Genomic DNA, 23,709 nt, shown 5'->3' with positions numbered 1-23,709 from the left:
CGGCGTAACAGGAGTTTGGCAGATGCTGATCAAGCGCACGAAAGGCTGGGAGCTTCCGGAGTCGAAGACGACGACGGAGAGCCACTTTCTCAATCGACGCGCGATGGTGCGGGCGATGGGGCTCGGTGCGGCCTCGCTCGCCCTGCCTGGGCCGTTGATGGCGCAGGACAAGTCGGCCGATCCGTCGGCCGGACTGTATCCCGCCAAGCGCAACGACAAGTATGGCGTGCCGACGCCGATGACAGCCGAGAAGCTGTCCACGACCTACAATAACTTCTACGAGTTCGGCACCGACAAGAGCATCTGGCGCGACGCCCAGAAGCTCGAGGTGCGGCCCTGGACCATCAAGGTCGGCGGCATGGTCGAGAAGCCCTTCGAGATCGGCATCGACGATCTCCTGGCCAAGGTGCAGCTCGAGGAACGTGTCTATCGCTTCCGCTGCGTCGAGACCTGGTCGATGATCGTGCCGTGGAGCGGCTTTCCGGTGCGCTCGCTGGTCGAGCTCTGCAAGCCGCTCAGCAGCGCCAAGTTCATGGTCATGAAGACGCTGTCGAAGCCCACGGTGATGCGCGAGCAGCGTGACCTCCTCTACCCCTGGCCCTACACCGAGGGCCTGGCGATGGACGAGGCGATGAACGATCTCGCCTTCATCGCCACCGGTCTCTACGGCAAGCCGATCCCCAAGCAGAACGGCGCGCCGCTGCGCCTCGTGGCACCCTGGAAGTACGGTTTCAAGAACGTGAAGTCGATCGTCAGCGTCGAGTTCACCGACAAGAAGCCCAAGACCTTCTGGGAAGGGCTGCAATCCAGCGAATACGGCTTCTGGGCCAATGTGAACCCTGCGGTCGCCCACCCCCGCTGGAGCCAGGCCACCGAGAAGCCGCTGGGCAGCGACCAGCGCATCCCGACCCTGATCTACAACGGTTACGCCGAGTTCGTCGCCGGGCTCTACGCCGACCGCAAGGCGGAAAAGCTGTTCATGTAGCGCGCCCTCCTTTGCCTCGCCGCGCCGGGCCGCTAAAACGGAAGCCGGCCGGTCGAGGCCGCAGGAGGAAACGTGAAACTCAACCGTCGTACGACCATGGCTGGCGCCGCCGCGCTGGCGGCAGGGTCGCTGTCCAAGGCCGCCTTCGCGCAGGCGTTTCCCAACAAGCCGATCAAGATCGTCGTCCCCTTCGCCGCCGGCAGCGCCACCGACCTGACGGCGCGTGGCCTCGGCGCCAAGCTGCAGGACATCCTGAAGCAGCCCGTCGTCATCGAGAACAAGCCGGGCGCCAGCGGCCAGCTCGGCGCCTCTGCGGTCGCGACGGCACCGGCCGACGGCTACACGCTGATGATGGGCACCAACACGACCAATGCCGCCAACGGCGCCCTGTTCAAGAAGCTGAGCTACGACATCGACAAGGATTTCGCGCCGATCATGCGCTGCGTGATGGGCGTCAACGCGCTGGTGGTGAACAACGACCTGCCGGTCAAGACCACCGCCGAGCTCGTGGAGTACGCGAAGAAGAACCCGGGCAAGCTGAACTATGCCGAGGCCAGCGCCTCGCAGCGCCTGTCGGGCGAGATGTTCAACAAGCTCGCGGGCACGAAGATCGAGCGGGTTCCGTACAAGGCCAGCCCGCAGGCGCTGGGCGACGTGGCCTCGGGCCAGGTCCAGGTGATGTTCCCCGATCTGCCGCAGGCGCTGACCCAGATCGAGGCCGGGCGCGTGCGCGGTCTCGCGACGACCGGCCCCAAGCGCACCACGGTCACGCCGAACCTGCCAGCGATCGCCGAGGCCGTGCCGGGCTATTCGCTGGTCTACTGGCTGGCCGTGTTCGCGCCGGCCGCGACGCCCAAGGACGTCCAGAAGGCGCTGGCCGACGCCATCGCCGAGGCACTGAAGGACCCCGCCACCGCCAAGGCCATGACGCAGGGCCGCATGGAGATCGCCCCGCTCGCGCTCGACGAGTTCGCGGCCTACGTGAAGTCCGAGACCGCCTGGTGGACCAAGGAAATCCAGGCCGCCGGCATCGAGCCGGAGTGAGGGACGCCATGAGCAAGGTCATCATCGAGAAGAGCGGCCCGGTCAAAACCATCTGGATGAACCGGCCGGAGAAGCGCAACGCACTCGACAGCGAGCTGATGCGCGAGATGATCGAGGCGCTGCAGGCGCCGGTCGCCCCCGACGATCGCGTGGTCGTCATCCGCGGCAAGGGCGACGTGTTCTGCGCCGGCCTCGACATGGCGGAGCGGCGCGAGACGATCGGCGGCGGCAATGCCAGCGGCATCGAGGTGATGCTGCGCGCGGTTGAACTCTGTCCGCTCCCCGTCGTGGCTGTCGTCCATGGCGACGCCATCGCCGGCGGTAACGAGCTGGCGCTTCATTGCGATCTCGTGGTGGCGAGCGAGAAGGCCCGCTTCGGCATGTCACTGGCCCAGGTCGGCCTCGCGCCCAACTGGTTCCTGGCCAAGAAGCTGATGGAAGTGCTGGGGCCGGTGACGACACGCGAGATGCTGCTGCTGGGCGATCCCCTGCCCTCGACCAAGCTGCATGCGCTGGGCCTGATCGCCCGCTGCGTGCCGGCCGACCAGCTCGAGGCCGAGGCCTCGAAGGTCGTCGACCGGCTGGCTGCCAATGCGCCGCTGTCGCTCAAGGCCATGAAGGCGCTGACGGTGAAGCAGCTCGAATTCCGCGACGGCATCAAGCACGACGACGTCGATACGCTGGTGCAGGCGGCGATGAAGAGCCAGGACGCGCAGGAAGGCATGAAAGCGCGGCTGGAGAAGCGTACTGCCAAGTTCCAGGGCAAGTAGGCCATGTCGATCAGGCTCCGCCTCGACAAGCCGTGGCGGCCCCTGACGGCCGAGGAGATTGCCCGCCTGCCGGGCCAGCTCGGCGTCTACCAGCTCGCCGACGCCTCGGGCGCCATCCTTTGTATCGGCCAGGCCGGCGCCCGCGCGCCGTTCGGCCTGCGCAGCGAATTGCAGCGCGAACTCGCCGAGCGTGGAGCCGGCCACCAGTTCCGCGTCGAGGTGAACCAGCAGTACCGCACGCGCTGGTTCGAGCTGCTGATGGTGCACAAGGCCGATCACGGCAGCCTTCCGCCCGACAATGCAAAGAACCCGCCTGCCTTGGGTCGGTTGAGCCCGAATTGAAGCGTTGCCCTTCTTCCTCCTCTCCCCCGCTAGGGGGAGAGGTTGGGTGAGGGGGCGACGCACCACCTGTAACCCCCTCACCTAGCCTCTCCCCCTAGCGGGGGAGAGGAACAAGAGGACAGAGAAAATGGATTTCGAGCCCAACGAAGAACAGCAGATGCTGATCGAACAGGTTCGCCGGTTCGTGCGGGAAGAGATCATCCCGCTCGAGGCCGGGCTCGATCCTGACGCTTCCGAGCTCGATCCGGCGGATCACGCGCGGTTGGTCGAGAAGACCAAGGCGATGGGCCTGTTCGGAATCGACATCCCGAAGGAGTATGGCGGACCCGACATCGACATTGTGACGCGCGTGCTGCTCGCCATCGAGATGGCCCAGCATCGCGCCGGCCTCTATGTCCCCTGCTACGGCACCTTCGGCGGCGCCGGCCTCGCCCAGATATTCGAGGCCAACGACGACCAGAAGGAGCGCTACCTCTATCCGACGCTGCGCGGTGAGAAGAAGGCGTTCTTCGGCCTCACCGAGCCGTCGGGCGGCAGCGATCCGGCGCGCGCGATCCAGACCAAGGCCGAGCGCAAGGACAATGGCTGGGTGCTGAACGGCGCCAAGATCTTCATCTCCAATGCCGACCGCGCGCAGTACGGCATCGTCTTCGCCCGCACCGATTCGTCGAAGGGTCGCGCCGGCATCACCTGCTTCATAATCGACAGCGACACGCCGGGCTTCCATGTGCGTCGCGTCGTTCACACCTTGCGCTCCTCGCACTATGCGACCGAGCTCGAGTTCAAGGATTGCTGGGTCTCGGACCACCAGGTGCTGGGCGAGGTGAACAAGGGTTTCGCGGTCGCCAACGATCGCCTGACCCGCCAGCGCATTCCCTACGCTGCAGGCTGTATCGGCGTCGCCATCGCCGCGCACGAAATGGCAATCGAATGGGCCAAGATGCGTTCGACCTTCGGCGAAAAGCTGTCGCATCGCCAGGCCGTGCAATGGATGCTGGTCGACAACGAGATCGACATTCGCACCGCCCGCCACTTCACGCTCGAAGCCGCCGAGAAGGCGCGGCGCGGCCTGCCCTTCAAGATCGAGGCCTCCATCGCCAAGCTCACGGCCTCGGAAGGCGGCGGCCGCGTGGTCGATCGTGCCATGCAGATCCACGGCGGCATGGGCATGACCAAGGACCTGCCGCTGGAGCGCTGGTATCGCGAGATGCGAATCCGCCGGGTCGGCGAAGGGCCAAGCGAAGTGCAGCGCATGGTGATCGCGCGCGAGATCCTGGGGAGTAACCTGCGATGAACACCGCGTCGGGGCCCCTTGCCGGCATCAAGGTCGTCGAGTTCGGCCAGAACCTGGCCGGCCCTTACTGCGGCCAGATCCTGGCCTTCCTCGGCGCCGAGGTGATCAAGGTCGAGCGGCCCGAGGGCGACGACGCCCGCAAATGGGGTCCTCCCTTCGTCGAGGGCGACGCCACCGGCTTCATCGCGCTGAACCGCGGCAAGAAGTCGATCACCTGCGACCTCGCCGATCCGGCGCAACGCGAGGCGCTGATCGAGCGCATCGGAGCCGCCGACATCTTCGTCCACAATCTGCGCGCCGACGTACCGGCCAAGTTCGGCTTCGACGGGGCCACTCTCACGAAGCGCTTTCCGCGCCTGATCTATGCCGATCTCGGCGCCTTCGGTCATGCCGGCCCGTGGAAGGACCGGCCGGGCTACGAGCCGATCATCCAGGCGGTGGCCGGCCTCATCTCGTTGAACGGCGATCCCACGGGGCCCGAGGCGCGCATCGGCGTGTCGATCATCGACCTGTCGACCGGCATGTGGACGGCGATCGGCGTGCTGGCGGCGCTGGCCAGGCGCACGGCCACCGGCGAGGGCAGCCGGGTGAACACCTCGCTGTTCGAGAGCGGGCTGATGTGGGCGTCGAACCATGTCGCAGGCTGGTCGGTGACCGGCAAGATGCCCCCGCGCCAGGGGACCGGCCATCCGTCTCTGACGCCCTACCAGGCGTTCGAGTGCAGCGACGGACCGCTGATGATCTGCCCCGGCAACGACCGCCTGTGGCGCAAGTTCGCCGAAGCGCTCGGCCATCCCGAATGGCCGGACGAGGAGCGGTTCAGAACCAATGTCCAACGCGCGGAGCGGCGCGAACTGCTGCTGGGCATGATCGCCGACATCATGAAGGAACACCCGCGCGCCCATTGGGCGGCAAAGCTCGATGCGCTGGGCGTGCCCAACGGGCCGCTGAACTCGGTGCCGCAGGTGATGGAACTGGCGCAGGTAGCGGCGCTGGCAATGTTCGTCCAGCCCTATGCCGGCTCGAATGCCCTGTTCCATGGGCTGCCGCTCAGCATCGACGGCGAGCGCGCCGGCGGCATGGAAAAGGCGCCGAAGGTCGGCGAGCATAACGGCAAGACTTGAGCGAAAAGCCTAACCGGCAAAACTCAGGCAGTAGTCGCGCACCTGCTGGAGCGGGATGCGCGCATGGCTCTGCACGATGATGAACTTGCCGCCGGGATCGGTTCCGTTCGGCAGATTCACCAGCCGCTCGAAGTCATCGGCGCCCCAGATACAAGACTTCTCGGAGAAGAGGTGGACGTCGGCCGTGTAACAGGTGTCCCACTCGGCGTGATAGTCGTAGAGCGTGCCGTTGATCTCGGCCGCGCTGGTGTAGAGCGAGTACTCGGTCCACGGCACATGGCCGGGCCGGCTCACCAGCTTCAGCAGCAGAGACGTCGTCGCGCCGAGATAACGGCCTTGCAGTCGGGTCAAAGCCTGCCGGGCGAGATCGCCATGCAGGATGTTCGGCGTGACGGAAAGCCCATGCGCCCTCGGATCGTAAGGGATACCGATCACCTCGGCGGCACTCCGCCACCATTCGTGATGCTGCTTGGGTTCCCAGCGCGACAAGGCACGGTCGTGCTGGAGGAAGGTCTGCGAATCGAAGTCGCCGACGCAACAGACGTCGGAATCGAGGGTCAGGAAGCCGCCGAAGCCCAATACTGCCGGCACGTGCAACTTTACGATCTGTTGCCGGTACCAGCCGGTCATCCAGTAGAACGGGCTTAACGGCCGGAAGAAATCGCCCTCGCGGCGGACACTCACGTTGATGTTCGGAAAGCGCGGCAGTTCGTTGCGCAGCAGGCCGGCATCGCCGTTGGGCGCGATGACCAGAAGTTCGAACGGCTTGCTGTCCCGCCAGTGCTTGGCCAGCGATTCGATCAGTAGCCCTGCCCGTTCGAGGTCGCCCCGGCGCTTGATATTGCGCAGAGCGATCGGAAGGATTCCTTGCCTGACTTCAGAGAACATGACGGCGCATCTCTGAAACACATATGGGCAATCCGTCGCCCGACATCAATTGAGTGCGGCACAGCCGGCGCGCCGACGTGAGCGGCACATCGCCCCACGACAACAAAAAAACGCCGGGCCCAGGGGCCCGGCGAGTCAAACAGGGAGGCTTCACGTCTGGGAGACGTGGGATCATGAGGATCCCGAGTTTCGAACGCGATCAGCCGAAACTTTTCGTGTCGATAACCTGCCATCAACCTATGCCTCATCGCCGAGATTGGTAGTGGTGAAGTTTTGGACACTGGCATGCGACGCGCGCATGCCTCGCACTTAGTATGCAATCCTGCAGATCTCGCTGTTAAAAACGGGTCTCCGCCACCTTCCGCAGCAGGAAATCACGGAAGACCGCGATGCGCTTGGAGTGCCTCAACTCCTCCGGATAGGTGAAATAGACATCCGTCGTCCGGACATTCAGGTCCGGCAGGAGCATTTCGAGCTTGGTGGATTCGCGCGCCAGATAATCCGGGAGCGAGGCGATCCCCAGACCGGACTCGACTGCCCGGAAGATGCCGTAGGTATTGTTGACCCGCAGCACCACCAGCCGCGGATTCTGGTCGGCATTACCCTCGCGCAGCAGCCAGTTCACGTCCTGAACCGGCGCCCGCGCGTCCTCACCGAAGATGATGAGACGGTGCTGGTCCAGTTCCTCGATGGTGGCCGGCTTGCCGTACTTCTGCACATAGCCGTGCGAGGCATAGACGTGACTGCGGACCGTCAGCAGGTGGCGCTGAACCAGGCCGGGCTGGCGCGGCATGACCATGCGGATGGCCACGTCGGCTTCGCGCATGCCAAGGTCCAGTTCGTTGTCCGACAGGACGAGGCTTACGTCGATCTCGGGATAGAGCGCGATGAACTCGTGCATCTGCGTGGTCAGCCAGGTCGAGCCGAAGCCCACGGTGGCGTGGATCTTGAGCCGCCCGGCGGGCTTGTCCTGGTTGGCGCGCAGCAGCGCCTCCGCAGTATTGACCTTGGCGGCCATGTCGCGCGCGGTCCGATAGAGCAGTTCGCCCTGTTCGGTGAGGATCAGGCCGCGCGCATGCCGATGGAACAGCATGACGCCAAGCTGTTCCTCGAGCGCGCCGATCTGGCGCGAGATCGCCGACTGGCTGAGCTTCAGCGATTCACCGGCATGGGTGAAGCTGCCGGCGTCCGCCACGGCCTGGAATATGCGCAGCTTGTCCCAGTCCATTCCCATGCCTCCCCTGTCCTCGCTCCCGGTTCTACTCGGCGGCCTGTGCGGGACGCGCCTCCTGCGCCGCCAGCCACTTCTCGGCCTCGAGGGCAGCCATGCAGCCGGTACCCGCTGCCGTAACGGCCTGGCGAAAGACCTTGTCCTGCACGTCGCCGGCCGCATAGACGCCTTCGATGTTCGTCGCGGTCGAATCGGGCTTGGTGATCAGGTAGCCCTCGCCGTCCATGTCGAGCTTGCCCTTGAACAGCTCGGTATTGGGCGAGTGGCCGATCGCCACGAAGAAACCGTCGGTCTTGATGTCCTGCACCGCGCCGGTCTTGACGTTGCGCAGGCGCGCGCCGGTGACGATGGGGGCCGGCGTCTTCTCGCCCAGCACCTCGTCCACCACGTGATCCCAGATGACGCTGACCTTCGGGTTCTTGAACAGGCGATCCTGCAGAATCTTCTCGGCGCGGAAGCTGTCGCGGCGATGAACCAGCGTCACCTTGGAGGCGTGATGCGTGAGGTAGAGCGCCTCCTCGACCGCGGTGTTGCCGCCGCCGACCACCACGACATCCTTGCCACGGAAGAAGAAGCCGTCGCAGGTCGCGCAGGCCGAAACGCCGCCGCCGCGGAACGTCTCCTCGCTCGGGATGCCCAGCCAACGCGCCGTGGCGCCGGTCGCGATGATGAGCGAATCGGCCTCGTAGCGGTCCCCGGAATCGCCCAGGCAGACGAACGGCCGCCGGGTCAGGTCAACGTCGACGATCGTGTCGAAGAAAAGCTGCGTGCCGACATGTTCGGCCTGCTTCTGCATCTGCTCCATGAGCCACGGGCCCTGGATGACGTCTGCGAAGCCCGGGTAATTCTCGACGTCGGTCGTGATCGTAAGCTGTCCACCGGGCTGGATGCCCTGCACCAGCATCGGCTTCAGGCTGGCGCGCGCTGCGTAGATCGCCGCCGTGTATCCCGCCGGCCCCGAGCCCAGGATCATCACCTTGCTTCGATGAGTTGCTGCCATGACCACTCCGCATCCCGCCAACTGCATATCGCCCACATATATGCAAACCTCGTCCGCGTTGCACGGTCAGATGTGAATTTCACACGCAATTGTTCACAGCCAAGCGGCGAATTCTCGCAACTTTATTGCGTGCGTGGCATGGTTCTGGCATAGACCCCGGCCAACGGAGGAAAACGATGGCTCGGGCCAAGCTCGATCGAATTGACCGGCGAATTCTAAGCGACCTGCAGTCGAACGGACGCATGACCAACGTGGAGCTGGCCGAGCGGGCCGGCATCTCCGCGCCGCCCTGCCTGAGGCGCGTCAGGGCCTTGGAACGGGCGGGCATCATCAAGGGCTACCATGCCGAACTCAGCCCCGAGGCGCTGGGCTACAGCGTATCCGTGTTCGCCCTGGTTGGCCTGAACAGCCAGGCCGAGGCCGACCTCAAGTCCTTCGAGGATTTGATCGAGAAGTGGGACGAGGTTCGCGAGTGCCACATGCTGGCCGGCGAGGCCGATTTTCTGCTGAAGATCGTCGCGGAAACCTGGGACGAGTATCAGAAATTCCTGACCACCCGGCTGACCTCGGCGCCCAACGTCAGCCACGTGAAGTCGATGATGGTGTTCCGCACCGCCAAGCAGGTGCCGGGCGTTCCCATCTCGACGGAGGCCTAGCCTCCGTCGAGATAGCGGGCGGAAATAGCCCGCGCGGTAATTGTGAGGCAAGAAATGACCGACGACGTCACCTTCGAGATCCTGCACCGCGTCGCTGACGCTTTCGCGCGACGCGATGTCGACGGAATTGTTGATTCCTTTGCCGAGGACGGTGAATTCCGGAACGCCAAGGGTCCCGACTATTGGGGCCAGAGCTTCAAGGGCAAGGCCGCGATCCGCAGCTACTTCGAGCCCCTGTTCGCGGCCGCCAGCGACGTGAAGTGGAACCACACCAGCGAGTTCATCCACGGCGACCGGGCCGTGACGGAGTGGCATCGCATCGCCACCCTGCGGACCGGAGAGCGGCAGGAATGGCTGGGCTGCGACCTCTACACCTTCCGCCGCGGCCTGATCGTGATGAAGGACACCTACATCAAGGTCGTCGTCGCCTAAGCAATAGCGGATACCCTTGCGGGGAACGCCGTGTATTGATAGCGTGCGTTAAATACACAGCGTTGTCATGAAACTCTCACGCAAGCCCAGCCCATGAAGAACCTCTTCCAGGCGTCGAAGGTCCTGTTGCTCGACCTCGCCTCGACGCTCCTCTTCCTCGCCGTCTATGTCGCGACCGGCAACCTCTTCCTCGCGGTCGGCCTCGGCATGGCACTGGGCCTTGCCCAGATCGGCTGGCAGCTCTTCCAGAAACAGCCGGTGGAAGCGCTGCAGTGGCTCAGCCTGGTCATCATCCTGTCCTCGGGCGCGGCCACGTTCATCACCGACGATCCGCTCTTCATCATGCTGAAGCCCAGCGTCATCTACGTCGTCGTCGGGCTGGTGATGCTGAAACGCGGCTGGATGACCCGCTACCTGCCACCGATCGCGCAGGCGACCGTGCCCGACCTCGCCATCACCTTCGGCTATGTCTGGGCCGGGATGATGTTCTTCTCGGCCATCCTCAACATCGTTCTGGCGCTCGCGCTCGACGTCACGACCTGGGCGGCCGTGAAGTCGGCGTGGGCCATCGGCAGCAAGGTCGGCCTGTTCGGCATCCAGTACGCGATCATGAAGTCCACCGGCATCCGCCGGGCGCGCGCCATGATGGCGGCTAGTTGAACTGGACGCCCACGACTTCGTAGGACTTGCCGCCACGCGGCGTCTGGACCTCGACCTTGTCGCCCACGGTCTTGCCGATCAGTGCGCGCCCGATCGGCGAGGTGATGGAAATGCGGCCCTTGGCGAGATCCGCCTCGTAGGGTCCGACGATCTGGTACTTGACCTTCTCGTCGGTGTCCTCGTCGGCCAGACGCACGGTGGCGCCGAACTTGATGACCTTTCCCGTCAGCTTGGAAAAGTCGATCACCTCGGTCCGCGAGATGATGTCCTCGAGTTCGCCGATGCGTCCCTCGATGAAACTCTGCTTTTCGCGCGCAGACGTGTACTCGGCGTTCTCCGAGAGATCACCGTGCTCGCGCGCCGTCGCGATCGCCTTGATGATCGCCGGGCGCTCCACGCTCTTCAGCACTTTCAGTTCACCTTCGAGGCGCTGCAGCCCCTCGGCCGTCATCGGAATACGTTCCATTGCCAAATCGTCCTTGATCAATCGTACGCCGTCAACGCCGAACGCACCCGGCAACGGGTCGAAATCCGCTGCGTTCCGGCCGTTGGCCTGCGCTAGAACGCCGTCTTGAAGTAGGATTGGAGCGGCGCAACCTCGAGCGCGCCTTCCTTCATCGCGGCGATGCCCTCGACCGACGCCTTCGCACCGGCGACCGTCGTGTAGTAGGCGATCTTGTGCATCAGCGCCGTGCGGCGGAGCGTGAAGCTGTCGGTCAGCGCACCGGCGCCGTCGACGGTATTGAAGACGAGCTGCACCTTGCCGTCCTTCATCAGGTCGACGATATGCGGCCGGCCTTCCAGCACCTTGTTCACCTGCTGCGCCTCGATCGAATGCCTGGCGAGGAAATCCGCGGTGCCGCGTGTCGCCACGACCTTGAAGCCGAGTTCGACCAGCCGCTTCAGCGGCTTCACCATCGCCTGCTTGTCCTGGTCCTTGACCGACACGAAGACGGTGCCCTCGACCGGCACCTTGCTGCCGGCGCCGAGCTGCGACTTGGCGAAAGCGCGGCCGAAATCCATGTCCAGGCCCATCACCTCGCCGGTCGAACGCATCTCGGGCCCGAGAATGATGTCGACGCCCGGGAAGCGTGCGAAGGGGAACACCGCTTCCTTGACCGCGATGTGCTTGCCCTTGGACTTCTTTACGCCCAACGACTTCAGCGGCTCGCCGACCATCAAGCGGGCGGCGAACTTGGCGATCGGCTGGCCGGTCGCCTTGGCGACGAAGGGCACCGTTCGGCTGGCGCGCGGATTGACCTCGAGGACGTAGACCTCGCCGTCCTTGACGGCGAACTGCACGTTCATGAGGCCCACCACGTGCAGGGCCTTGGCCATCGCCTCGGTCTGGCGCTCGATCTCGGCGATGATCTTCGCCGGCAGCGAGTATGGCGGCAGCGAGCAGGCCGAGTCACCGGAATGGATTCCCGCTTCCTCGATATGCTCCATGATACCCGCGACGAAGACGTTCTGGTCCTTGTCGGCCAGCGCATCGACGTCGACCTCGATGGCATCGCGCAGGTAGGAGTCCACCAGCACCGGATTGCTGCCCGACACCTTCACGGCGTCGCGCATGTAGCGCTCGATTGCCGAGCGGTCGTAGACGATCTGCATGGCGCGGCCGCCCAGCACGTAGGACGGGCGGATGACGACCGGGTAACCGATCTTCTCGGCGATCTCGATGGCCTGCTTTTCCGACGTCGCCGTACCGTTGGCCGGCTGGCGCAGCTTGAGTTCCTGGATCAGCTTCTGGAAGCGGTCGCGGTCCTCGGCGAGGTCGATCGCATCGGGCGAGGTGCCGAGGATCGGGATGCCGGCGGCTTCCAGCGGCTTGGCGAGCTTCAGCGGCGTCTGGCCGCCGAACTGCACGATCAGGCCCAGCAACTCGCCGTTGCGGCGCTCGACCTCGACCAGCTCGATCACGTCCTCGGCGGTCAGCGGCTCGAAGTAGAGCCGGTCGGCCGTGTCGTAGTCGGTCGACACCGTCTCGGGGTTGCAGTTGACCATGATGGTCTCGTAGCCGGCGTCGCGCAGCGCGTAGACGGCATGGACACAGCAATAGTCGAACTCGATGCCCTGGCCGATACGATTGGGACCGCCGCCCAGGATGATGACCTTGCGCCGGTCCGTGGGCTGCGACTCGCACTCGGCCGGCCGCACACCGTCACCCTCGTAGCAGGAATAGAGATAGGGCGTGCGCGATTCGAATTCGGCGGCGCAGGTGTCGATGCGCTTGAAGACCGGCCGCACGCCCAGCGCGCGGCGCTTCTTCGCCACATCGGCGGTGCCCTGCTTCGTGAGCTCGCCCAGCCGCTCGTCCGAGAAGCCCTTCTTCTTCAGGTCGAAGAACGCCTTGGCGTCCTTCGGCAGGCCGTTCTTGCGCAGGTCCGCCTCGAGGGCCACGAGCTGCTCGATCTGGCGCAGGAACCAAGGCTCGTACTTCGACGCCTGGGCGATCTCCTCGACCGTGAGGCCGTGGCGGAAGGCCTGGGCGATCACCAGGATGCGATCGGGCGTCGGCCGCGCCAGCGCGCCCACGATGGCGGATTTGTCAGGAGCGCCCTTGATCTCGATCTCGTTCAGGCCGGTGAGGCCCGTCTCCATCGAGCGCAGCGCCTTCTGCAGCGATTCCTGGAAGGTGCGGCCGATCGACATCGCCTCGCCGACGCTCTTCATCGACGTGTTCAGCAGCGGCTCCGCGCCGGGGAACTTCTCGAAGGCGAAGCGCGGCATCTTGGTGACGACGTAGTCGATCGTCGGCTCGAACGAGGCCGGCGTCTCGCCGGTGATGTCGTTCAGCAGCTCGTCGAGCGTGTAGCCGACGGCCAGCCGCGCCGCGACCTTGGCGATCGGAAAGCCCGTGGCCTTCGACGCCAGCGCCGAGGAGCGCGAGACGCGCGGGTTCATCTCGATCACGACCATGCGGCCGGTCGCCGGATCGACGGCGAACTGCACGTTCGAGCCGCCGGTATCGACGCCGATCTCGCGCAGGCACGCGATCGAGGCGTCGCGCATGATCTGGTATTCCTTGTCGGTGAGCGTCAGCGCCGGCGCGACCGTCACCGAGTCGCCGGTATGCACGCCCATCGGATCGATGTTCTCGATCGAGCAGATGATGATGCAGTTGTCGTTGCGGTCACGCACGACCTCCATCTCGTACTCTTTCCAGCCGAGCACGGATTCCTCGACCAGCACCTCGCCGACCGGCGAGGCATCGACGCCGCCGGCCACGATCTCGAAATATTCGTCGCGGTTGTAGGCGATGCCGCCGCCGGTGCCGCCGAGCGTGAAGGACGGGCGGATGATGGCCGGCAGGCCGACGCGGTCGAGCGCGTTCGCCGCCTCCTCGCGATTGTGCACGACCTCGCTCTTCGGACATTCGAGCCCGATCTTGGTCATGGCGTCGCGGAACAGCAGGCGGTCCTCGGCCTTGTCGATCGCCTCGGCGTTGGCGCCGATCAACTCGACGCCGTACTTCTCGAGACGCCCGTCGCGGTGCAGCGACATCGCCGTGTTGAGCGCGGTCTGGCCGCCCATCGTCGGCAGGATGGCGTCGGGCTTTTCCTTCTCGATGATTCGCGCCACGAAGTCGGGCGTGATCGGCTCGACATAGGTCGCATCGACCAGGCCCGGATCGGTCATGATCGTGGCCGGGTTCGAGTTGATCAGGATGACCCGATACCCCTCGTCCTTCAGGGCCTTGCAGGCCTGGACGCCGGAATAGTCGAACTCGCAGGCCTGACCGATGACGATCGGGCCGGCGCCGATGACGAGGATGGACTTGATGTCAGTGCGCTTGGGCATGATTACCTGTCACTTGCCCTTGCTCGCGTCGATCATCTCGACGAACCGGTCGAAGAGATAATGGCTGTCAGTCGGGCCGGGCGAGGCTTCGGGATGATACTGGACGGAGAAGGCCGGCCTGTCGGTGCAGCGCAGGCCTTCGTTGATGCCGTCGAACAGCGAGACGTGCGTAACCTCGGTGTTCTTCGGCAGTGATTCGGGGATGACGCAGAAGCCGTGGTTCTGCGACGTGATCTCGACCTTGCCGGTCGTCAGGTCCTTGACCGGCTGGTTGGCGCCGCGATGGCCGCGCTCCATCTTGCGGGTCTTGCCGCCGAGCGTCAGCGCCAGGATCTGGTGGCCGAGGCAGATGCCGAACAGCGGCACCTTCCTGTCGAGCACGGCCTGGATGGCGGGCGAGGCATAGACCGCCGTCGCCGCGGGATCGCCCGGGCCGTTCGAGAGGAACACGCCGTCGGGTTTGTGCCGCAGTATGTCGTCGGCCGTGGCGGTGGCCGGCACGACCGTGACCCTGCAGCCGGTATTGGCGAGGCAGCGCAGGATGTTGCGCTTGGCGCCGTAGTCTACCGCGACGACATGGTACTTCGGATTGGTGAGCTTGCCGTAGCCCTTGCCCAGCGCCCACGTCGTCTCGTCCCAATCGTAGGTCTGCTTGGTCGTGACTTCGAGCGCGAGGTCCATGCCGTCGAGGCCGGGCCAGTCCTGAGCGATCTGGCACATCTTCGGAATGTCGAACTTGCCGTCCGGCGCATGGACGACCACCCCGTTGGGCGGGCCGCCGTCGCGGATGCGGCGCGTGATGGCGCGGGTGTCGACGTCGCAGATACCGGGCAGATTGTGACTCTTCAGCCAGTCGTTCAGCGGCTTCACCGACCGCCAGTTGGCCGGCTCGGTGATGTCGCCGCGCAGCACGACGCCGCGAGCCGCCGGGGTGATCGTCTCGATATCCTCGAGATTGGTGCCCACGTTGCCGATGTGCGGGAAGGTGAAGGTGATGATCTGGCCGGCATAGGACGGATCGGTGATGATTTCCTGATATCCGGTCATCGAGGTGTTGAAGCAGACTTCGCCCACGGCATGGCCGGCGGCGCCCACTCCCTTGCCCCAGAAGACCGTGCCGTCGGCCAGCACCAGCGCGGCCGTGGCCCAACGCGGCGCGGCGTCAGTTGCGCCGGCGGTCTTAGGTGTAGTCATGATGAATATGCCTGTTCGTGGCGCTCGCGCGGCCTCGCCCCGGACCCGGCATGGGCGAGGCGATCGGCGAGCCGCGCGGTTTGTAACCAAGCCGCCGCAGAGGGTCAAGGCGCGCAAGGCAGCCAATTTCTAAGCTATTTCAATAACTTATTTGCTTTGCCAACAGCGGCCTGGATGATTAGTTTCCGCCCCTTAGCCCTCGGGCGAACCAAGGGGACCCAAGCGATGCTGCGCGAGAAACTGACCGAAGCGATGAAAGACGCCATGCGCGCCAAGGATCAGGCGGCGCTGGGCACGATTCGGCTCATCCTGGCCAAGCTCAAGGACGTCGACATCGCCGCCCGCACCGAGGCCAGCCGCGAAGGCGTGGCCGACGACAAGATCCTGTCGATGATGCAGGGCATGATCAAACAGCGGAACGAATCCATTTCGCTATACGAAAAAGGCGGCCGCACCGATCTGGCTGACAAGGAAAAGGCCGAGATTGCCGTGATCGAGCGCTTCCTGCCGCAGCAGATGGACGACGCCGCGGTCGAGGCCGCCGTCCGCGAGGCCATCGCCGCCGCCGGCGCCACCTCGGTCAAGGACATGGGCGGCGTGATGGCCGCGCTGAAGGGCAAGTATGCCGGCCAGATGGACTTCGCCAAGGCGTCGGCAGCCGTCAAAAAGGCTCTGAGCCCCTGATCTTCCCCGCTATCCCCTATGGCGTGGCTCCGATCGCAGGACCATCTTAGGGGATGGCCTTCCCTCCGGGGTTTCTCGACGAACTGCGCGCGCGCCTCAGCCTGTCCGACATCGTCGGGCGGAAAGTGTCGCTGAAGCGTCGCTCCGGTGCCGAGTATGCGGGCCTCTGCCCCTTCCACAACGAGAAGACGCCCTCCTTCACCGTCAACGACAAGAAGGGTTTCTTCTACTGCTTCGGCTGCCATGAAAAAGGCAGCGCCATTGATTTCGTCATAAAGACCGAGGGTCTTTCGTTCCCCGAGGCGGTCGAGAAACTGGCCCGCGAGGTCAATCTCCCGGTGCCGCGGGCCACCCCGGCGGAACGCGAGCGCGCCGACCGCGCTTCGACCCTGCAGCAGGTCGTCGAAATGGCGGCCCAATGGTACCAGAAGCAGCTTCGCCTGCCGGTCGGGCGTCAGGGCCTGGACTACCTGCGCGGCCGCGGCCTGTCCGACGCCGTTATCGACCAGTTCCGGCTGGGGTTCGCCCCGGATTCCCGGGACGGCGTGATCGCGGCCCTGAAGCGCGAGAGCGTGCCCATCGAGAAGATCGTCGAGGCCGGGCTTGCCATCCAGCCGGAAGACCGGCGCGAACCGTACGACCGCTTCCGCGGTCGCGTGATGTTCGTCATCAACGACCGCCGCGGCCGGGCCATCGCCTTTGGCGGTCGCGTCATGGGCGCCGGCGAGCCGAAGTATCTCAACTCACCCGAGACGCCGCTCTTCCACAAGGGTGCCAACCTCTACTGCCTCGACCTCGCCCGCCAGGCCGTGACCAAGGACCAGCCGGTCATCGTGGCCGAGGGCTATATGGACGTCATCGCGCTGCACGGGGCGGGCTTCGGCGGGGCCGTGGCGCCGCTCGGCACCGCCCTCACCGAAGGCCAACTCGCCGAACTCTGGAAGCTCGCCGACGAGCCCTATCTCTGTTTCGACGGCGACAATGCCGGACGCCGCGCGATGTCGCGCGCCGCCGAACGCGCCCTGCCACTCCTCCGCGCCGGCAAGAGCCTGCGCTTTCTCGCCCTGCCCGCCGGGGAGGATCCCGACAGCCTGATACGGACGCGCGGGCCAGACGCGCTGCGACGCACCCTCGACCTCGCCCGTCCGCTGTCGGACGTTGTCTGGGAAATGGAAACGGCGGGAAAATCGACCGACACGCCGGAGCGCCGGGCCAGCCTGCAGCGGTCCGTCGAGCAGCGGGTGGCGGAGATCGCCGACCCCGTCGTCCGCGACTACTACCGGACCGAGATGCGCAGCCGGCTGAACCGCATGCGGCGGCCCGAGGCGCCGGCCTGGCAGCCCGGCAGCCGCCGGCCGTTTCGCCGGCCGGGCGATCCCGAGCCGGCCCCCTTCGCCGCCGGCGCGGCCGCCCGCCGGTCCGGAAGCGATCTCGACGGTTCGCGTCAGGAACGGGTGCTGCTGGGCGCGCTGATCGAACGGCCCGCCCTGCTCCACATCCTGGCCGAGGACCTGGCCAACCTGCCGATCGCCAATCCCGAGCTGATTCGGCTGCGCAGCGGCCTGCTGGACGCGCTGTCGCTGGTGCCGTCCGGCGTCGATCCGGCGGCCGACGAAGCCGCCGGAGATACCTCCCTGGAGGCGCAGTTGATCGAGCAGCATCTCGAACGAACCGGGCTCGGCCGCCTGGCGGCATCGGCCCGGCAGAAGGCGCGCGAGGCGTTTCGAGACGATCCCGCGGACGCCGACGGCTGGGTCGGCCAGTGGCGCCGCGCGGCGCGCCACATGAGCCAGCTCCAGGCCGATCCCGAGGAGCTGAAACGGGCGGAAGAAGCCCTCGCCGATGACATGTCGGAGGAGAATCTGCGGCGACTTCAGGCCATTTTGGACCGGATGCGGCGCGAAAGCGTGGAATCCAATGCCGGATAGCCGGAGCGCGATGAATCCGGGGCCGAGCCCTATCGCTGCTTGCACTGAAGCCCCATATAGTAGAAGGGTAGTTTCCGCGGGGCCGCCCTTCCCCGCCTCCCCTTCTTGCAGCCAAATGAACGGCCCGTTGGCCGTCGTACCTGTTTGTCGCACCCAAGGATTTGAGTAATGGCGACCAAAACCGCGACCGTAGCGCAACCCGAAGCCACCGATGCCCGCGAGGAGGGTCCCGACGCTCCTCTGCTCGATACCCTCGGCGCCGAGCTCAAGAAGCTCGTCCAGAAAGGCAAGGAGCGCGGCTACGTCACCTACGACGAGCTGAACGCCGCCCTGCCGCCGGACGAGGTGTCCTCCGAGCAGATCGAGGACACGATGGCGATGCTGTCCGAGGCCGGCGTGAACGTCGTCGAGGCCGAGGAGCAGGAAGACAGCGCGACGGCCAACCCGGCCGAGCCGGCCAAGACCGCCGTGGTCGCGGCCGAGGCGACGGGCGAGGACGAGGAACTCGGTCGCACCGACGACCCCGTCCGCATGTACCTGCGCGAGATGGGCAGCGTCGAGCTGCTGAGCCGTGAGGGCGAAATCGAGATCGCCAAGCGCATCGAGGCCGGCCAGGACAAGATGATCGGCGGCATCTGCGAAAGCCCGATGACGATCACGGCGCTGCTGCATTGGCGCGACGCGATCAACGAGGGTCGCATCCTGCTGCGCGACGTGATCGACCTGGAGGCGACCCAGGGCGGTGGTGCCCCCGGGGAAGGCAAGGGCGCCAACGCCGCGCCTGCCCCCGCTGCGCCGCCGGTGCCGCGCCCCGCCATGATGCCGAAGCTGGTGCGCCCGGCCGCTCCGGCGGTGAACGGCGAAGGCGGTGAAGCGGCCGCCACGGAGGGGGGCGAGGACGACGAAGAGAACGCCCTGTCGCTGTCGGCGCTCGAGGAGAAGCTCAAGCCCGAGGTCCTGCGCGTCCTCACCAAGATCTACAAAGTCTATATCGAGATGTCGAAGGTGCAGAACCGGCGCCTGTCGACGCTCGCGCGCGGACAGAAGCCCAGCGCCGACTTCGAGAAGAGCTACGAGAAGCACCGCAAGAAGATCGTCGAGCTGGTGCGCACCGTGCACATCAACGCCGCTCGCATCGAGCAGCTCAAGCTCTCGCTGTACGACCTGAACCGCAAGCTGATGACGCAGGAAGGCAAGCTGATGCGGACGGCGGAAAGCTTCCGCATCTCGCGCCAGGACTTCCTCGACAACTACCTGACGCACGAAATCGATCCCAACTGGCTCGAGAAGGTCGGCAAGCTGTCGGGCCGGGGCTGGAAGGACTTCGCCAAGAAGCGCGGCCCGGAGATCGAGAAGATCCGGACCGAGATTCGCGAGATTTCCGATCACGCCGGCGCGCCTATCTTCGAGTTCCGCCGCATGTGCAAGACCGTCCAGGACGGCGAGCGCGAGATGATGCGGGCGAAGAAGGAGATGATCGAGGCCAACCTTCGCCTCGTGATCTCGATCGCCAAGAAGTACACCAACCGCGGCCTGCAGTTCCTGGACCTCATCCAGGAAGGCAACATCGGCCTGATGAAGGCGGTCGACAAGTTCGAGTACCGCCGCGGTTACAAGTTCTCGACCTACGCCACGTGGTGGATCCGTCAGGCCATCACGCGCTCGATCGCCGACCAGGCGCGCACCATCCGCATCCCGGTCCACATGATCGAGACCATCAACAAGCTGGTTCGCACCAGCCGCCAGATGCTGCACGAGATCGGCCGCGAGCCGCAGCCCGAGGAGTTGGCCGAGAAGCTCGGCATGCCGCTGGAGAAGGTGCGCAAGGTCCTGAAGATCGCCAAGGAGCCGATCTCGCTCGAAACGCCGATCGGCGACGAGGAGGACAGCCACCTCGGCGACTTCATCGAGGACAAGAACGCCGTGATCCCGCTCGAGGCGGCGATCCAGGGCAATCTGCGCGAAAGCACGACGCGGGTGCTGGCGACCCTGACGCCGCGCGAGGAGCGCGTGCTGCGCATGCGCTTCGGCATCGGCATGAACACCGACCACACGCTGGAAGAAGTCGGCCAGCAGTTCTCGGTCACCCGCGAACGTATCCGCCAGATCGAGGCGAAGGCGCTGCGCAAGCTCAAGCACCCGAGCCGCTCGCGCATGCTGCGCAGCTTCCTCGACGAGGGCTGAGATCGAGCCGAAATCGGACACGACAAAAGCCGGGGCTCGTCCCCGGCTTTTTCGTGTCAGCTCATTCGCGGTCGGCGATCCGGACGAGCGAGGGCAGCAGGCCGCTTACGGTCATGTGAAGCTGGCGCACCTCTTCCAGCACCGCCGAGAGGTTCTCCTGGACCGTGGCGCAGTGGCGGGACGCCTCGCTTCGCGCATCGTCCAGCCCCGGATCGATCGCATAGGGATGGCCGAGGGCCCTTCCACATTCCGCCAGCACGTCGAGAAGTGCCCCCGACCGGTCGGCGCGGTCGGGCGGATGCATGAAATCACGAGTGGCGAGCTCGATACGCTCCAACGCCGTGACAAGACCATCGACTTCCATGGGAGTCTCCTCGGCCGGGTACGGGACGCTGTCGTCAACGCCGATGCTGTCACCCGGCTGCGCGGCGCACAAGCCCGTCCCGCTCAGCCGAAGCGCAGCAGCGGCACGGCAGCGGCGGCCATCAGCACGGCGGCGATGCGCGTGCGCGTAAAGGGTTCGTTCAGCCAGAAGACGGCGATGAGCACGGCAAAGATCGCGCTCGTGTCCCGCAGCGCCGCGGCCGGCGCGATCGGCGCGTGGCTCCAGACCCAGAGAATGAGCAGGTAGGAGGCCATCGAGGCCAACGCCAGCGGCAGGGCGAGTTTCCAGTGTGCCGCCACGGGAGCCCAGGGCGGCCCCGCACGCCGCTGCCGCCACCCCATGGCCACCGCATTGGTGATCGACACGACGAAGCCGTAGGCCCAGGGCGATCCCGATAGCCGCACCCCCTGCGCGTCGCACATGATGTAGGCAGCGGTGCCAACCCCGGCGGCCAGGATCCACCTCAGGGCCTGGGTCGTAACCCCTTGCCCCCGCGCGGCATCCCAGGCGAGGACGATCAGGGACAGGGATATGATCAGGATGCCGGCCATTCCTGCCGTTCCCAGCTGCTCGCCCGTCAGGACGGCCGCCATGGGCACCACCAGAAGCACCGCCAGGGATCGGACGACGGGATAGACCAGCCCGAACCCGCCCAGCTCATAGGCCCGCAGGAGGGCAACCACGGTGAGCGTGTTCATGAGCGTCGATGCCGCGATCCATCCGAAGGATGCCAGGCTCGGGAGGCCCGACCAGAACAGCGCAGGCACGACCAGCACGGCACCCAGGAGCATCTGGGCGGTCATAACCTGTGTCGGATTGCGACTGGCCTTCACGGCGGCATTCCAGCCGGCGTGAAGGACCGCGCTCAGCAGGGCGGCAGCGACATCGGTGAGATCCATCGCTCAGCCCGGCCGCGGTGCCACGATGACCACGCAATAGCGTGCCGGCCTGGACGTCGGATTGTGATAGGCGATCGGCTGATCGAGGACCATGGCCAGACAATCGCCGGCGTCCAGCTCGTGGCGGTCTTCGCCCAGCGTGATCTCGATCCTTCCCTGAAGCACCCATACCTGCTGGTGTGTTGTCCCCGGTCGCGCCGCCGTCTCGTAGGCGACCCGGGCCCCAGCGGGAAACTGGACCTCCACGATCTGGATCGGCGAAGGGTAGCCGCCCGGCGATACGTTGCGACGTAGATAACCCGACGCGGGGTCACGCCATTCGACCTGGTCGGCACGGCGCGACACCGGATGGGCAGGCGCGGCCGGTGGCTCGAAGAGTGTTGCCAGCGAGACGCCGAGACCGGTCGCCAGCTTTTCCAGAATGACGGCCGTCGGACTGCTCTCTCCCCGCTCGACGAGGGAGATCATGGAACGGCTGACTCCGCACGCATCCGCCAGCGCCTCGAGCGACAAGCCCGACTGGCTCCTGAGCCCGCGCACGCGGGCAGCGATCCGGTGATTGATGTCATCCTTCATAATGGAATTATTATCCACTATACTGGATTACGCATCAAGAGCGCCTCTCCTGGGCTAGAAAGACTGCCGGGAAGCGAGCGCTCTGGAGCTGAGATGGCGGATTTGGTCGATGAACTGCGTGCCATTTGCCGTGCCGAACATGGCGCGGGGAGCGGCTCTTCTGGAACTCTCGAAGGTGACGTGAGGTGGCGGGCGGCCGCGGAAATCGAAGCACTGCGCCAGGGACCGGTCGGGACGTGGCAGCCGATCGCGACGGCTCCCAAGGACGAGGGCCCCCTGCTTCTGTTCTGCCCCGGCCTTGCCGGCAATGCCGCCCGTGAAATCGTCGTCGGTACCTGGCGCTTCGACGCCAACCGCCGCTCGCTGGGATACTGGGTCAGCGACGTCGGGGTCCTCGACCCCGGCTTCGCGGAAACCGGCCCGTGGATCGAGTATCCCGAGCTTCATCCCACACGGTGGGCACCGCTCCCGGTCCCACCCGCGGAGCGCAGCTAGAACAAAAAAAGGCGGCCACGAGGGCCGCCTTTCCTTGTCGATTCAAAGGTCTCAGGTGCGCGGCGGCAGCGGAACCTTCGCGTCGTTCAGCAGCTTCACGAGCACCGGGATGCCCGCGGCGTAGTCGCCGGCGTTGCACTTGGCAATCGCCTGCGGAGCCGGGCCGGACGCGTCCACACGGGTGTATTCACGCCACTTCTGGGCCAGGGCGGCGCAGTAGGCGGCGTCGTTCATCGGCATGGCAGCGACCTGCGCCATCACGATCTCGACGCGGCGGTTCTGCGGCTCACGGACGTTCGGGCCGGTCTGGACGAGCAGGCCCTGATCGCCACGGCCGACGACGGCAATAGCGGTCGCGGGAACGCCTTCCTTGACCAGCGCGTCCTTGACGGCGTTGGCACGACGCAGCGAGAGCGCCATGTTGTAGGCCGGCGTTCCCGACGTGTCGGTATGGCCGGTCGCGGTGATGCGCGCACCACCCTTGGTCTTGAACGCACCAGCAGCCTGGCCGACCACGTTGGCAGCCTGGGTGTTGAGCTTGGCGCTGTCCCAATCGAAGAACACCATGAAGCTCTGCGGAGCCGGCGGCGGCGGCGGCGGCGGCGCGGTGGCCGGCGCAGGCTCGTCACAAGCGGCGATCATGAATGCAGCAGCAGCGAGAACAAACAACTTCTTGAGCATAAGCCCCTCTCCCCTATGGCCATATAGCCACGTCTAATATGCAAAACTGCTCTTGCGTGAGCAATGCCAAAAAATTGCAGATGGACTGACTTGCGGCGCAATGGGTTGGAAATCGATGCCGCAACCCCCATCGGTAGGTGCCGTTGTCGTGCGCAATCTCAACAAAGGAGGGGTCCTGTGAAGCAACTCGCTATCATTACCATCGTCGCGTGTTCTTTCGTCGCGGGCTGCGCGTCCTACACCGAGCGTGTCGTGGAAAAACCCGTTCCAGCCCGGACGGCCGAGCGTACGGTCGTCTACGAAACCGCGCCGGTCCCCGCCCAGACGACGACCGTCTACACGACGCGCTGATCCCGCTGGCCGGATTCATCGAGGGCGGCAGCGTTAGCCGGTCGGGCGTTCAGTTTGTTGGAGCGTAAAAGCCCGTCACCGGAAGGGGACGGGCTCTCTCGT

At 65.6% G+C, this 23,709-nt stretch carries 24 protein-coding genes; 14 read left to right on the top strand and 10 right to left on the bottom strand.

Annotated features, from left to right (window positions below):
- Positions 1 to 22 precede the first annotated feature (22 nt).
- From msrP to KQ910_RS19320, 6 genes are all read left to right on the top strand, one after another.
- On the top strand, positions 23 to 985 hold the full coding sequence (msrP, locus tag KQ910_RS19345) for a protein-methionine-sulfoxide reductase catalytic subunit MsrP (protein WP_216964347.1): 963 nt from the start codon (positions 23 to 25) through the stop codon (positions 983 to 985).
- Positions 986 to 1,057: 72 nt separating this feature from the next.
- Positions 1,058 to 2,029, top strand: a complete 972-nt coding sequence (locus KQ910_RS19340; protein WP_216964346.1) for a Bug family tripartite tricarboxylate transporter substrate binding protein — start codon at positions 1,058 to 1,060, stop codon at positions 2,027 to 2,029.
- Between the two features lie 8 nt (positions 2,030 to 2,037).
- Positions 2,038 to 2,799: an enoyl-CoA hydratase/isomerase family protein gene (locus tag KQ910_RS19335; protein ID WP_216964345.1), complete on the top strand. Its 762-nt coding sequence runs from the start codon at positions 2,038 to 2,040 to the stop codon at positions 2,797 to 2,799.
- Positions 2,800 to 2,802: 3 nt separating this feature from the next.
- Positions 2,803 to 3,141, top strand: a complete 339-nt coding sequence (locus KQ910_RS19330) for a DUF7508 domain-containing protein (protein ID WP_216964344.1) — start codon at positions 2,803 to 2,805, stop codon at positions 3,139 to 3,141.
- A gap of 127 nt (positions 3,142 to 3,268) precedes the next feature.
- A complete protein-coding gene (locus KQ910_RS19325; RefSeq protein WP_216964342.1) occupies positions 3,269 to 4,435 on the top strand; it encodes an acyl-CoA dehydrogenase family protein in 1,167 nt (388 codons plus the stop codon).
- Positions 4,432 to 5,559 carry a CaiB/BaiF CoA transferase family protein gene (locus KQ910_RS19320; RefSeq protein ID WP_216964340.1) on the top strand — a complete coding sequence of 376 codons (1,128 nt, stop codon included), beginning with the start codon at positions 4,432 to 4,434 and terminating at the stop codon, positions 5,557 to 5,559. Before KQ910_RS19325 ends, KQ910_RS19320 begins: the two co-directional genes overlap by 4 nt.
- Before the next feature lie 9 nt (positions 5,560 to 5,568).
- Here the strand turns inward: KQ910_RS19320 and KQ910_RS19315 are convergent, their stop codons facing one another.
- The 3 genes from KQ910_RS19315 to trxB form a co-directional block, all read right to left on the bottom strand.
- Positions 5,569 to 6,447, bottom strand: a complete 879-nt coding sequence (locus tag KQ910_RS19315) for a DUF6492 family protein (protein WP_216964338.1) — start codon at positions 6,445 to 6,447, stop codon at positions 5,569 to 5,571.
- 337 nt (positions 6,448 to 6,784) lie between these two features.
- Complete coding sequence (locus KQ910_RS19310) at positions 6,785 to 7,675, bottom strand: LysR family transcriptional regulator (RefSeq protein WP_216964336.1); 891 nt, start codon at positions 7,673 to 7,675, stop codon at positions 6,785 to 6,787.
- Positions 7,676 to 7,706: 31 nt separating this feature from the next.
- Positions 7,707 to 8,678, bottom strand: a complete 972-nt coding sequence (gene trxB, locus KQ910_RS19305) for a thioredoxin-disulfide reductase (RefSeq protein WP_216964334.1) — start codon at positions 8,676 to 8,678, stop codon at positions 7,707 to 7,709.
- 176 nt (positions 8,679 to 8,854) lie between these two features.
- Here trxB and KQ910_RS19300 point away from each other — a divergent pair, with 176 nt between their 5' ends.
- From KQ910_RS19300 to KQ910_RS19290, 3 genes are all read left to right on the top strand, one after another.
- Positions 8,855 to 9,334 (top strand): Lrp/AsnC family transcriptional regulator, encoded by a 480-nt coding sequence (locus tag KQ910_RS19300; protein WP_216964332.1) that lies wholly within the window; start codon positions 8,855 to 8,857, stop codon positions 9,332 to 9,334.
- A 54-nt stretch (positions 9,335 to 9,388) separates the two neighbouring features.
- Positions 9,389 to 9,766, top strand: coding sequence for a nuclear transport factor 2 family protein (locus KQ910_RS19295; protein WP_216964329.1), 378 nt, complete (start codon positions 9,389 to 9,391; stop codon positions 9,764 to 9,766).
- 93 nt (positions 9,767 to 9,859) lie between these two features.
- A complete protein-coding gene (locus KQ910_RS19290) occupies positions 9,860 to 10,426 on the top strand; it encodes an inner membrane-spanning protein YciB (protein ID WP_216964327.1) in 567 nt (188 codons plus the stop codon).
- Here KQ910_RS19290 and greA read toward each other — a convergent pair.
- From greA to carA, 3 genes are all read right to left on the bottom strand, one after another.
- Positions 10,419 to 10,892, bottom strand: coding sequence for a transcription elongation factor GreA (gene greA / locus KQ910_RS19285; protein WP_216964325.1), 474 nt, complete (start codon positions 10,890 to 10,892; stop codon positions 10,419 to 10,421). The two genes, KQ910_RS19290 and greA, sit on opposite strands and share 8 nt — an antisense overlap.
- A 92-nt stretch (positions 10,893 to 10,984) precedes the next feature.
- Positions 10,985 to 14,230, bottom strand: coding sequence for a carbamoyl-phosphate synthase large subunit (gene carB / locus KQ910_RS19280; protein WP_216964323.1), 3,246 nt, complete (start codon positions 14,228 to 14,230; stop codon positions 10,985 to 10,987).
- A 9-nt stretch (positions 14,231 to 14,239) separates the two neighbouring features.
- A complete protein-coding gene (gene carA, locus KQ910_RS19275; RefSeq protein ID WP_216964321.1) occupies positions 14,240 to 15,424 on the bottom strand; it encodes a glutamine-hydrolyzing carbamoyl-phosphate synthase small subunit in 1,185 nt (394 codons plus the stop codon).
- A 225-nt stretch (positions 15,425 to 15,649) separates the two neighbouring features.
- Here carA and KQ910_RS19270 point away from each other — a divergent pair, with 225 nt between their 5' ends.
- From KQ910_RS19270 to rpoD, 3 genes are all read left to right on the top strand, one after another.
- Positions 15,650 to 16,108 (top strand): GatB/YqeY domain-containing protein, encoded by a 459-nt coding sequence (locus tag KQ910_RS19270; protein ID WP_216964319.1) that lies wholly within the window; start codon positions 15,650 to 15,652, stop codon positions 16,106 to 16,108.
- 53 nt (positions 16,109 to 16,161) lie between these two features.
- On the top strand, positions 16,162 to 18,036 hold the full coding sequence (gene dnaG / locus KQ910_RS19265; RefSeq protein WP_216964317.1) for a DNA primase: 1,875 nt from the start codon (positions 16,162 to 16,164) through the stop codon (positions 18,034 to 18,036).
- Between the two features lie 168 nt (positions 18,037 to 18,204).
- A complete protein-coding gene (gene rpoD, locus KQ910_RS19260) occupies positions 18,205 to 20,220 on the top strand; it encodes an RNA polymerase sigma factor RpoD (protein WP_216964315.1) in 2,016 nt (671 codons plus the stop codon).
- A gap of 61 nt (positions 20,221 to 20,281) precedes the next feature.
- On the opposite strand, the gene KQ910_RS19255 is transcribed toward rpoD, so the two are convergent.
- The 3 genes from KQ910_RS19255 to KQ910_RS19245 all read right to left on the bottom strand — a co-directional run bounded on the left by KQ910_RS19255 (position 20,282) and on the right by KQ910_RS19245 (position 22,080).
- A complete protein-coding gene (locus KQ910_RS19255) occupies positions 20,282 to 20,584 on the bottom strand; it encodes a hypothetical protein (protein ID WP_216964313.1) in 303 nt (100 codons plus the stop codon).
- Between the two features lie 83 nt (positions 20,585 to 20,667).
- Positions 20,668 to 21,504 carry an EamA family transporter gene (locus tag KQ910_RS19250; RefSeq protein ID WP_216964311.1) on the bottom strand — a complete coding sequence of 279 codons (837 nt, stop codon included), beginning with the start codon at positions 21,502 to 21,504 and terminating at the stop codon, positions 20,668 to 20,670.
- 3 nt (positions 21,505 to 21,507) lie between these two features.
- Positions 21,508 to 22,080 (bottom strand): helix-turn-helix domain-containing protein, encoded by a 573-nt coding sequence (locus tag KQ910_RS19245; RefSeq protein WP_216964309.1) that lies wholly within the window; start codon positions 22,078 to 22,080, stop codon positions 21,508 to 21,510.
- 180 nt (positions 22,081 to 22,260) lie between these two features.
- On the opposite strand from KQ910_RS19245, the gene KQ910_RS19240 reads away from it, so the two are divergent.
- Positions 22,261 to 22,575 (top strand): hypothetical protein, encoded by a 315-nt coding sequence (locus KQ910_RS19240; RefSeq protein WP_216964307.1) that lies wholly within the window; start codon positions 22,261 to 22,263, stop codon positions 22,573 to 22,575.
- A 51-nt stretch (positions 22,576 to 22,626) separates the two neighbouring features.
- Here the strand turns inward: KQ910_RS19240 and KQ910_RS19235 are convergent, their stop codons facing one another.
- Positions 22,627 to 23,256, bottom strand: coding sequence for an OmpA family protein (locus KQ910_RS19235; RefSeq protein WP_216964304.1), 630 nt, complete (start codon positions 23,254 to 23,256; stop codon positions 22,627 to 22,629).
- Positions 23,257 to 23,433: 177 nt separating this feature from the next.
- On the opposite strand from KQ910_RS19235, the gene KQ910_RS19230 reads away from it, so the two are divergent.
- Entirely contained in the window at positions 23,434 to 23,607 is a 174-nt protein-coding gene (locus KQ910_RS19230; RefSeq protein WP_216964302.1) for a hypothetical protein, read from the top strand.
- Positions 23,608 to 23,709: the final 102 nt, after the last annotated feature.

This window comes from Reyranella humidisoli (genome assembly GCF_019039055.1).
Taxonomy (GTDB): domain Bacteria; phylum Pseudomonadota; class Alphaproteobacteria; order Reyranellales; family Reyranellaceae; genus Reyranella; species Reyranella humidisoli.
This window is presented reverse-complemented; position numbering and strand designations above follow the sequence as displayed.

Bases quoted from the DNA above. Each gene is read 5' to 3' on its own strand.
- msrP (WP_216964347.1), top strand. From the start codon at position 23: ATGCTGATCAAGCGCACGAAAGGCTGGGAGCTTCCGGAGTCGAAGACG.
- KQ910_RS19335 (WP_216964345.1), top strand. From the start codon at position 2,038: ATGAGCAAGGTCATCATCGAGAAGAGCGGCCCGGTCAAAACCATCTGG.
- KQ910_RS19330 (WP_216964344.1), top strand. From the start codon at position 2,803: ATGTCGATCAGGCTCCGCCTCGACAAGCCGTGGCGGCCCCTGACGGCC.
- KQ910_RS19325 (WP_216964342.1), top strand. From the start codon at position 3,269: ATGGATTTCGAGCCCAACGAAGAACAGCAGATGCTGATCGAACAGGTT.
- KQ910_RS19320 (WP_216964340.1), top strand. From the start codon at position 4,432: ATGAACACCGCGTCGGGGCCCCTTGCCGGCATCAAGGTCGTCGAGTTC.
- KQ910_RS19315 (WP_216964338.1), bottom strand. From the start codon at position 6,447: ATGTTCTCTGAAGTCAGGCAAGGAATCCTTCCGATCGCTCTGCGCAAT.
- KQ910_RS19310 (WP_216964336.1), bottom strand. From the start codon at position 7,675: ATGGACTGGGACAAGCTGCGCATATTCCAGGCCGTGGCGGACGCCGGC.
- trxB (WP_216964334.1), bottom strand. From the start codon at position 8,678: ATGGCAGCAACTCATCGAAGCAAGGTGATGATCCTGGGCTCGGGGCCG.
- KQ910_RS19300 (WP_216964332.1), top strand. From the start codon at position 8,855: ATGGCTCGGGCCAAGCTCGATCGAATTGACCGGCGAATTCTAAGCGAC.
- KQ910_RS19295 (WP_216964329.1), top strand. From the start codon at position 9,389: ATGACCGACGACGTCACCTTCGAGATCCTGCACCGCGTCGCTGACGCT.
- KQ910_RS19290 (WP_216964327.1), top strand. From the start codon at position 9,860: ATGAAGAACCTCTTCCAGGCGTCGAAGGTCCTGTTGCTCGACCTCGCC.
- greA (WP_216964325.1), bottom strand. From the start codon at position 10,892: ATGGAACGTATTCCGATGACGGCCGAGGGGCTGCAGCGCCTCGAAGGT.
- carB (WP_216964323.1), bottom strand. From the start codon at position 14,230: ATGCCCAAGCGCACTGACATCAAGTCCATCCTCGTCATCGGCGCCGGC.
- carA (WP_216964321.1), bottom strand. From the start codon at position 15,424: ATGACTACACCTAAGACCGCCGGCGCAACTGACGCCGCGCCGCGTTGG.
- KQ910_RS19270 (WP_216964319.1), top strand. From the start codon at position 15,650: ATGCTGCGCGAGAAACTGACCGAAGCGATGAAAGACGCCATGCGCGCC.
- dnaG (WP_216964317.1), top strand. From the start codon at position 16,162: ATGGCCTTCCCTCCGGGGTTTCTCGACGAACTGCGCGCGCGCCTCAGC.
- rpoD (WP_216964315.1), top strand. From the start codon at position 18,205: ATGGCGACCAAAACCGCGACCGTAGCGCAACCCGAAGCCACCGATGCC.
- KQ910_RS19255 (WP_216964313.1), bottom strand. From the start codon at position 20,584: ATGGAAGTCGATGGTCTTGTCACGGCGTTGGAGCGTATCGAGCTCGCC.
- KQ910_RS19250 (WP_216964311.1), bottom strand. From the start codon at position 21,504: ATGGATCTCACCGATGTCGCTGCCGCCCTGCTGAGCGCGGTCCTTCAC.
- KQ910_RS19245 (WP_216964309.1), bottom strand. From the start codon at position 22,080: ATGAAGGATGACATCAATCACCGGATCGCTGCCCGCGTGCGCGGGCTC.
- KQ910_RS19235 (WP_216964304.1), bottom strand. From the start codon at position 23,256: ATGCTCAAGAAGTTGTTTGTTCTCGCTGCTGCTGCATTCATGATCGCC.